The organism is Vibrio sp. 1180_3, from assembly GCF_029478545.1.
GTDB lineage: Bacteria > Pseudomonadota > Gammaproteobacteria > Enterobacterales > Vibrionaceae > Vibrio > Vibrio aestuarianus.
Genome location: NZ_SJFM01000038.1, coordinates 21769 through 30151, shown reverse-complemented (window position 1 = coordinate 30151; position 8383 = coordinate 21769). Strand labels below are relative to the sequence as shown.

Here is an 8383-nt window from a genome sequence, read left to right as displayed (position 1 = left end):
CGGGCATTGCGGATTTCTGGTACAAGTACGTTGGCTTTGGCGGCAAGATCATCGGTATGACCACCTTTGGTGAGTCAGCGCCTGCTGATCAGTTGTTCGAGATGTTTGGCTTCACCACTGAAAACGTGGTGAAAACAGCAAATGAGCTGCTTGCTTAATTGACTTTAGGCATACAAAAATAAAAAAGCCCCGCTTGCAATAAGTGGGGCTTTTTCATGTAATGCTTAGGATGTGTGAGAACCAAGTAAATTAATTGTTTGATACAATAAACAGTACTTCAACACGACGATTGCATGCTTTGCCTACTTTGGTTTGATTGGTACAAGCAGGAACATATTCACCATAACCACGGGTAAAAATGGAATCCATTGCAACATTATTCTTCACCAGTGTGTTTTTGACCGCTTTTGCTCGATTCATTGATAAACGGTCATTAAAATTTGCGACACCTGTACTATCGGCATGGCCATCAATAACAATATCAATACTTGGCTCTGAGGCAAGATAACTACCCATCATACTCAACCATTGCTGCGAATTAGACGAAACCTGCGAAGAACCCGTTTCAAACTTAACGGTATCTTTTAATTTCACCATAATGTGATTACCCGGCAATACTTCATAATCCACACCATTTCTCAATAAGAAATTTTGTAATGAGTCATAGCTACCTGTACGTTGTTGACCCATTGGCCCTTGAACACCAGTCGAGGCTAGCTTAGGAGCGTTTCCCCACTCGGGATAAAGCACATCAAAATCACCTTTAGGTGCTTCATTTAATAGATTGTCACTAAACATACGATCAGTGACCAAACTTCCACAACCCGTCAACAACATTAATAATGGCAAAGCTAAATACTTCATCCGAATACCACTCCATAAACTCACTACAAAGACTATATCGGCCAACAGCGTAAAACTTTATAACTATTTGATGGTAATTTACTGATGGTTTCTGTTTTTCTTGTTATCTGAAGCCGTTAGAATGTGGCTCTTATTCTTCGACAAGAAATCTTATATGAAAAAAATCATCTTCCAATACTTGGGCTTAGTTGCAGCTTTACTCGCTATCGTCGGTTGCAGTGATAGCAATACCCCACAAGAAGGTAAGCAATATCAGCAACTGCCAGTTAACCTATCAACTTATCGTTTACCTGCTGTGACGGAAGTTTTCGCCTTAACTTGCGGCCATTGCCGTAAAATGGAAAGTGTTATCCCTCAACTAGAAAAAGCGACTGGAGAAACTTTCGGTAAATTGCATGTTACATTTAATGAAGGTGCTCAAATTGGCGCAATGATTTATTACACAGCCGTAATGCAATTAAATTCAGTACCAGATCACCAGATGATGGAAGCGCTTTTTTCTGTAGTGCAAATGGGAGAAGAGGCAACCTCACCTGAGCGTAAAAAAGCTATTGAGCTTGTATTCTCAGAGCGCAACTTAGTTAGCCCTTATGCTTTGGATGCAGAACAACAAAAACAACTGCTTCAAACAATGATGATGGCAGAAGAAGTTTCGGTGAAAGGACAAATTAACTCCGTTCCTACTTTTATCGTAAAAGGCAAATACCTTGTTATGACCTCTGGCCATAACGACGCAGAAGGTATCGCCAATACCATCTCTTATCTACTGACTCAACCTTAATATAGGCTTAAAGATTATGTCTAAATTTATATTCCCACTTATTATTTTCATACTGGCTGGTTTCTTTATCTACCGCACATGGACCAACCATAAAGCAGCGGATGAAAACTTCACCCTAGGACAAGCGTTCCTCACAGAAAACGCGAAGCAAGAAGGAGTGATGATCACGGAAAGTGGCCTTCAGTATAAAGTACTGCAAGAAGGCACTGGCACTGTTCATCCTAAATCCAACAGCCGAGTTAAAGTGCATTACCATGGTACATTGACGGATGGTACCGTATTCGATAGCTCGGTTGAGCGCAACGACCCCATTACTTTTGGTTTAAACCAAGTAATTAAAGGCTGGCAGGAAGGTTTACAACTTATGGTCGAAGGACAAAAAATGCGCCTGTTCATTCCTAGTAACTTAGGCTATGGCAAAGGTGGCAGTGGTCCTATCCCACCAGCAGCAGTACTGATTTTTGACGTTGAACTAATTGAAATTCAATAATAAATGAGCCGCGAAAGCGGCTCATTTTCGATTATAAATAGGGATAAAAAACCAACCTGCCATTTTCTACCATTACGCAATCCATACCACCAGAATGAGCGGCCTGTTTACCTAAATCGGTATCTTCAAACACCACACACTGATTCGCTTGCAACCCCAACAAACTTGCAGCTTGTAGAAAAGTGTCTGGATTAGGTTTATGGTTCTTTACGTCTGACGCCGTTACTACAGCATCAAATTTGTCTAACAATCCTGATTTTGTAAGAAGCTTGATTGCACTTTGTCTTTGGCTGCCCGTCCCTACCGCCATTTTTTTATGGCCATAAAAATGGTTAACCACATCATGAGTACAAGGAATGACCTCGCCATAGCTTTCTATTTCTGAAAATACGGTCATTTTAAAGTTGGCCACAAGCTGTGGATCAAGTCCAAGGTGGTGCTGTTTATTAATCTCCGCAACAATTTTAAAACTCGGCATACCACCTAAGCTATGTAACCATTGATGCGAAAAAGGAAATTTAAAGTGTTGCGCCGTTTGCGACCACGCTTGCAAATGGGCTGGCATGGTATCAAGTAGCGTGCCATCCATATCAAAAATCAAGCCTTGATAACGTTCCAAATCAATGTATTGCAAATCTTCCACCATAAAAATAACAATTAAAAATCAAAATGTTATGCATAAAAAGCATGTTGAAGGTAATTTATCTTTGCCACTTCATTGCTATGCTTCCAGTTTAAACCTAACATTCTAATAACAATAAATAATAATAATTCAACTTAAGTTTATTTCACGTAGGTAAGTAATCTCATGAATATCAAACAAAAATTATATTCACTGGGTGTCGTTGCTATTGTGGGGGTGGTATCGATACTGTCAACAACCTCACATTTTGCTAAAACAACCGATGAACTCAATCAAGCTATTAATTTAGTCGCTAAACTTGAAATTAGGCTGCTCAATTTGCGGCGTAATGAAAAAGATTTTCTACTAAGAGGAGATTTAAAATATCTTGATACTTTTAAAAAAAATAGCGACCTTTTCCTGACGCTAGAAAAACAGCTCTCGCCCATTCTATCTGATCGTAACCTGCCATCAAGTACTCAACTTCGTCAAGACCTCCTCGCTTATAAGCAAGGGTTTGAAAAACTCGTCCAGGCCTATGAACAATACGGCCTCAATGATAAAGCCGGCATTTTAGGACGTTACTTACAGGCCTTAGAGTCAGCCAAAATGAATTCCGATGATCAGCAATTAGTGGCATTAATTGCTTTTGATAAAATGGCGCAAAGTGGCGAGTATGCCCCAACGGAATCGATTGACTCGATCTTTCCAAATTTAAAACAAGCCGCACTGCAATTAATTGAACAGAAAAAAATTGTCGGGCTGCAATATAATCAAGGTTTGTTAGGTGAAGCTCGTAATTTATCTCATGCAGTGGAAACACAGTTTTCAAGTTTTTCTGAGACCCTTAGTACCGAAGTAGATCGCATACAGGTGGAGCTCAATTACATTAAAAATGGTGTTACATTGTTAGTCATTGCCTTTATTCTCGCTTTTATATTACAAATTTCACGCTCCATTAACATTCAAGTCAGCAAGTTGTTGACTGTGATGCAGATGATTTCAAGCACCAACAACATCAGCTTGCGCGTTAAATTAGAAGGTAAAAATGAATTAGTTTCGATTGGCAATTATTTCAATACATTACTCGATAAATTTGAAATGCTCATCGCTGGCTCTCAGACTAAATCGCAACAGCTTTCGAGCAGTACATCAAGTATGCATAACGAACTGGAAGATGTCATTGAACAATTCCATGTGCAAGCCGATCACACCACCACAATGGCAACCGCTGTACAAGAAATGGTAGCAACCATTGGGGAGATATCAGAAAGCACCAGCATTGCCGTTGAAGGAGTGCACCAAGCAGCCAAAAATGCCCAGAGTGGCAGGACTGTTGTTGAATCCACCGTCAAAAATGTTGATCAGTTGTCCCGCACCTTAGAAAAGAGTCAGCACTCTATTTCCTCGCTCAATAAACACGTAGAACAGATTGGTGGAGCGGTAACCATTATTCAAGCCATTGCTGAGCAGACCAATCTACTGGCTCTTAATGCCGCAATCGAAGCTGCGCGCGCGGGTGAACAAGGACGAGGATTTGCAGTGGTCGCAGATGAAGTTCGAGCCTTAGCAAGTAGAACGCATCAATCAACAGAAGAGATAACTAATGTTGTTTCTGCCATTCAAACGCAAATGAGCACGGTGGTGACTGACATAGCGCAGTGTAATACACAAGGCCACGAAACTTTAGATGCCTCAAATAAGCTTGATCAAAGCTTGCGGCAAATTATTACTGATATGGAGATGATCCAAAGTAATTCTGAACGTATCGCTTCAGCTATTGAAGAGCAAGGGATCGTCATGAATCAAGTGAGCGAATCAATAACCGAACTCAATTCAATTTCAGACAACAACATGCACTCTGCTAAACAGTGCCTGGCTGAGGTTGATATTGTATCCAAACAAGCCCATGAAATGGATAGCGCTGTGGCTGAATTCCAAACTGAAAAAACAGCAACTATCTAATAGGATATGAACCCAAGCTCACCCTAATAAGTATCAAAAAGGGACTACTCAAAATGTAGTCCCTTTTATTTCTCATCGTCAGTATTTAGGTGTTTCAGGCACTAGTTAGTGCTACACAACAAAACGGGCTGCAATATAAAACTTATTTTTGAACACCTTCGATATGCAGTTCCATATCAACATAACTTGATGAACCCATTACCGCGATATTAAAATCGGCCAGTTCTAGACGAGTCGTGCCCATAAAGCCAGCACGTTGTCCTCCCCATGGGTCTTGGCCTGCACCAATAAATTCAGCATTGATCGTAATAGGTTTTGTTTGCCCATGAAGCGTCAAGTCGCCCATCACTTCCAATTGGCCATTTCCTTTATCTACCACTTTAGTACTCGTAAAAGTAGCTTGAGGGAATTTCGAAGCATCAATAAAATCAGTACTACGGATATGTTTATCACGCTCAGCATGATTACTATCTAAACTACGCGTATCCACATTTACCTGCACTTTAGAGCTGGCCAAGTCTTTAGCATCATAAGAAAACTCGCCATCGAACTTGTTAAAACGTCCTTTAATGAAGCTGTAACCAAGGTGGCTAACCTTGAAGTTAATAGAAGCATGAGCCCCTTTACTATCAATAACGTAATCCGCTGCACTAGCACTCAATGGCATTAACGTTGCGAAAGCTAGTCCTGCAGCAAGTAATGTTTTCTTCATTTCGAAGCTCCTGTCATTTTTCGTAGAGTATTATCTTTGTTGATAAAGTGGTGCTTAAGCGCTGCTGCGGCATGAATTACCGCGATAATAATTAACGTCCAAGCGGCGTAAAAGTGAATAGTTCCTGAAAGGTCAGCCTGTCCTTCAAACAAAGCGCCCATACCAGGTACTGTCAACCAGTTAAATACATCAATCCCACGGCCATCTTCGGTTGAAATTAGGTAACCGGAAACAAATAGTGTGATTAACAATAAATACATGAAGCCATGGGCAGCCTTAGCGCCTAAACGCTCAACAAGACTTCCTTCAATCGAAGGGGTTGAGCTTATTTGTTTCCATAGCAGGCGAAACAGTGTTAATGCAGCAAGCAATAATCCAATTGATTTATGCCAGTGGGGCGCCGTCTTATACCATTGGCTATAGTAGGTAAGATCGACCATCCACAAGCCTACCGCGAACATACCGAATACGACCAAAGCCGATACCCAGTGCACTAAGCGGGAAACGAGATTGTAATTTTTTACGTTTGAAGTCATAAAAGTCTCTAAAGATAAGTGAGAATGCCAATCAGATAGATTAAAGCTACACATTAATGCTTACGTTTTACATAGTATTTACCATTCTTTACATTGTGGACATATCGCTAAATTGATGGAGTTGTTCAGAAAAACTGAAGGAACTTAAAAAGCCTAATTTATTGGTTGCTCTATCGCATATAAATCATCTGCTACATCAAGCATCCTTCTTTGCATAACATCATGAGCATCTGACAACCCTTTGTTATAAAAAGCAGGTCCTATTTTGCTTGCGACGAAATCGAGCAAAAATAAGGCATCAAATTGACCAATTTCCGTATCAAGTTCCTCTTCCATATAACGTTGTAGCGCTTGAGTCAGCGCTGTTTTTTGTTCTTCATCGAGCACAAGTTCTTTCATTTGATTCCCCCAAGTGACAACTGAAATTTTAGGTGATAAACACACGACAAACCAATTATTTAGAAAGAAGAGTGTGAAAGATCAAGAACTGGTTATTTGTCGCTCGTCGTTCATCGTAACTGTGGTAATCTTGCTTAGCTTTATTAAAGGAGAACAACGAGTTGCTATTGGATATACTCACTCAAAGCGTCAATGAATTTCAATCTGACTGCCTAAAGCTTTGTGAAAAGCACTACCCAACGATTCATAATCAAGGAATGAGTGAGCATCACCTAGGCCTGGCCTTTGCGCGCCGGTTAGCAAGAACGCTGAGTGAATTTGGACACCCTTGCAACTATTTTCCAATAGAATCAAACCCTCATCGTGACCAGCCTCATCACTATCGGGTAAGTTGCGATGCTGGCACGGTTTGGATATTGACTCATCATTTAGTTAGTGCAGGAAAAACGTGCCGCGAGAAACTCATGCAAGATATCGCGCAGTGGAAGTATGAATACGCTTACGCCATTCAACCTAATGATTTACTATTACTGCTCACCGACCACTGGATAAGTCGTAGCCAAAAAAGCCGTGAACTACTCCACTGGTGGACAGGTCAACTACCTGATGAAATTGATCAATATAACGCGCAGGGAATCACACTTTATGAAAGTGATTCTTGGCTCAGCCAATCTCTCGAAACTCGCTTTCAAATCAGCCCTTGCTATATCAAATTCGGTCATCCGCTGAAGCATTCCAAAAACCAGCAACTGGTCAGAAAGTATATCCAGCTCTATGCGGTTCTTCAGTGGGCATAAATGTTAAACACAAAATAAAGCGTTGCTGAGTTTTAAAAGCCTCTCTTATGAAAAACCATAAAAATGTGATACTGGTTCACAAAAATATTTAAAAGACCTAATTCAACAATTTAATCAACCTTTAGACGTTTGTAGTAATCTAACAATGTTTAATTTACCCATTTTATTACCACTCCCCCATCAAATATAACAGCTTGTTAAATAAAAAATTATTTACTTAATTCCATTTTCATTTATGAGATTTCATGAAAAAATCATTAAAAATCTTCATTTGTGACATAGTTTTGACATTAATCGATTAATTATCTAAACCTAACATACTGTTGACAAGCGTCATAGACTGTCAATATTATGGCATGGCATATTGATGCTAGGACGATAATTGAGCTGTTATGAACTATAGGATGTCATAAATTGTATGCTGTTCACCACCAAGAACCAATTTTCAAAATGTATCTCTTTAAATGCTGATGGCCAATACATCGCTCATTACCAAGGCCTATTATTACGCAGTGTTTTCCAACCGATTTTTTCTCGAAGCGATCTTGTCGTGGGCGTTGAAGCACTAGCAAGAATAAGTACCCAAGATAATACCAATATCCGTCCTAGCCATTTTTTTCATTCGGATGCTATTAACCCAATCGACAAACTGAATGTTGAAAGGCTGTGTCGTGCTATACATTTACGTAACTATGCTGTATCTCCCTATCGACAATGCCGTTTATTCCTTAATGTTCTGCCTGCTGCTAGTGAGCTGTTTGCCATGAGTGATATAAATACTGGATTACTCATTACGAGGCTGAAGGATCTACATATTGAACACAAACAATTGGTTATGGAGCTTATCGAAATAGATTCTGAAAATGAAGCAATGCTAAAACAAGCAACTCAGCGCTTAGCTGATAACGGTTTTGCGATTGCTATCGATGATTTTGGTACTTATGCGTCAACGCCAGAGCGCGTAAACCTAATTGCGCCTGAAATCATTAAGTTCGACCGAAGCTTACTTTTACAGTACATGCGAGGAGATACTCTACCTTTGCTCGATGGTATCGCTTTAGCAAAACAAAACTCCGCAAACACAGTGATAGAAGGCATAGAAACGCAGGCACAATTGGATGCCATGAGAGAGCTTGATATCGATATGTTCCAGGGTTTTTTCCTTGCTACACCGGAATCCATTGTTCCTTCAATCCAAATAGCGGTTTAATCGCACC

At 40.1% G+C, this 8383-nt stretch carries 10 protein-coding genes and 1 pseudogene; 6 read left to right on the top strand and 5 right to left on the bottom strand.

Going from position 1 to position 8383, the window contains the following annotated elements; translation table 11 throughout:
• Positions 1-158, top strand: a pseudogene (locus tag EYW48_RS17965) (transketolase); the annotation flags it as partial.
• Positions 159-249: 91 nt separating this feature from the next.
• On the opposite strand, the gene EYW48_RS17960 reads toward EYW48_RS17965, so the two are convergent.
• Positions 250-864: an OmpA family protein gene (locus EYW48_RS17960; RefSeq protein ID WP_274672732.1), complete on the bottom strand. Its 615-nt coding sequence runs from the start codon at positions 862-864 to the stop codon at positions 250-252.
• Positions 865-1018: 154 nt separating this feature from the next.
• On the opposite strand from EYW48_RS17960, the gene EYW48_RS17955 reads away from it, so the two are divergent.
• Together EYW48_RS17955 and EYW48_RS17950 are read left to right on the top strand one after the other, a co-directional pair.
• Positions 1019-1645, top strand: coding sequence for a thiol:disulfide interchange protein DsbA/DsbL (locus EYW48_RS17955; RefSeq protein WP_176246842.1), 627 nt, complete (start codon positions 1019-1021; stop codon positions 1643-1645).
• Positions 1646-1661: 16 nt separating this feature from the next.
• Entirely contained in the window at positions 1662-2135 is a 474-nt protein-coding gene (locus EYW48_RS17950) for an FKBP-type peptidyl-prolyl cis-trans isomerase (RefSeq protein ID WP_053310683.1), read from the top strand.
• Positions 2136-2166: 31 nt separating this feature from the next.
• Here the strand turns inward: EYW48_RS17950 and EYW48_RS17945 are convergent, their stop codons facing one another.
• Positions 2167-2769 (bottom strand): beta-phosphoglucomutase family hydrolase, encoded by a 603-nt coding sequence (locus tag EYW48_RS17945; RefSeq protein ID WP_255199768.1) that lies wholly within the window; start codon positions 2767-2769, stop codon positions 2167-2169.
• A gap of 174 nt (positions 2770-2943) precedes the next feature.
• Between EYW48_RS17945 and EYW48_RS17940 the strand changes: the two genes are divergently transcribed.
• Complete coding sequence (locus tag EYW48_RS17940) at positions 2944-4722, top strand: methyl-accepting chemotaxis protein (RefSeq protein ID WP_277432772.1); 1779 nt, start codon at positions 2944-2946, stop codon at positions 4720-4722.
• A 142-nt stretch (positions 4723-4864) separates the two neighbouring features.
• On the opposite strand, the gene EYW48_RS17935 is transcribed toward EYW48_RS17940, so the two are convergent.
• The 3 genes from EYW48_RS17935 to EYW48_RS17925 form a co-directional block, all read right to left on the bottom strand.
• Positions 4865-5434: a YceI family protein gene (locus EYW48_RS17935; protein ID WP_261916290.1), complete on the bottom strand. Its 570-nt coding sequence runs from the start codon at positions 5432-5434 to the stop codon at positions 4865-4867.
• The gene (locus tag EYW48_RS17930; RefSeq protein ID WP_274699440.1) at positions 5431-5970 is read right to left on the bottom strand and encodes a cytochrome b; all 540 of its coding nucleotides are present in this window, start codon (positions 5968-5970) and stop codon (positions 5431-5433) included. Before EYW48_RS17930 ends, EYW48_RS17935 begins: the two co-directional genes overlap by 4 nt.
• A gap of 153 nt (positions 5971-6123) precedes the next feature.
• The gene (locus tag EYW48_RS17925) at positions 6124-6369 is read right to left on the bottom strand and encodes a DUF2164 domain-containing protein (protein WP_274699441.1); all 246 of its coding nucleotides are present in this window, start codon (positions 6367-6369) and stop codon (positions 6124-6126) included.
• 161 nt (positions 6370-6530) lie between these two features.
• On the opposite strand from EYW48_RS17925, the gene EYW48_RS17920 reads away from it, so the two are divergent.
• Both EYW48_RS17920 and EYW48_RS17915 read left to right on the top strand, forming a co-directional pair.
• On the top strand, positions 6531-7166 hold the full coding sequence (locus EYW48_RS17920) for a hypothetical protein (protein WP_274699442.1): 636 nt from the start codon (positions 6531-6533) through the stop codon (positions 7164-7166).
• 418 nt (positions 7167-7584) lie between these two features.
• Positions 7585-8376, top strand: coding sequence for an EAL domain-containing protein (locus EYW48_RS17915; protein ID WP_168524610.1), 792 nt, complete (start codon positions 7585-7587; stop codon positions 8374-8376).
• Positions 8377-8383 lie beyond the last annotated feature (7 nt).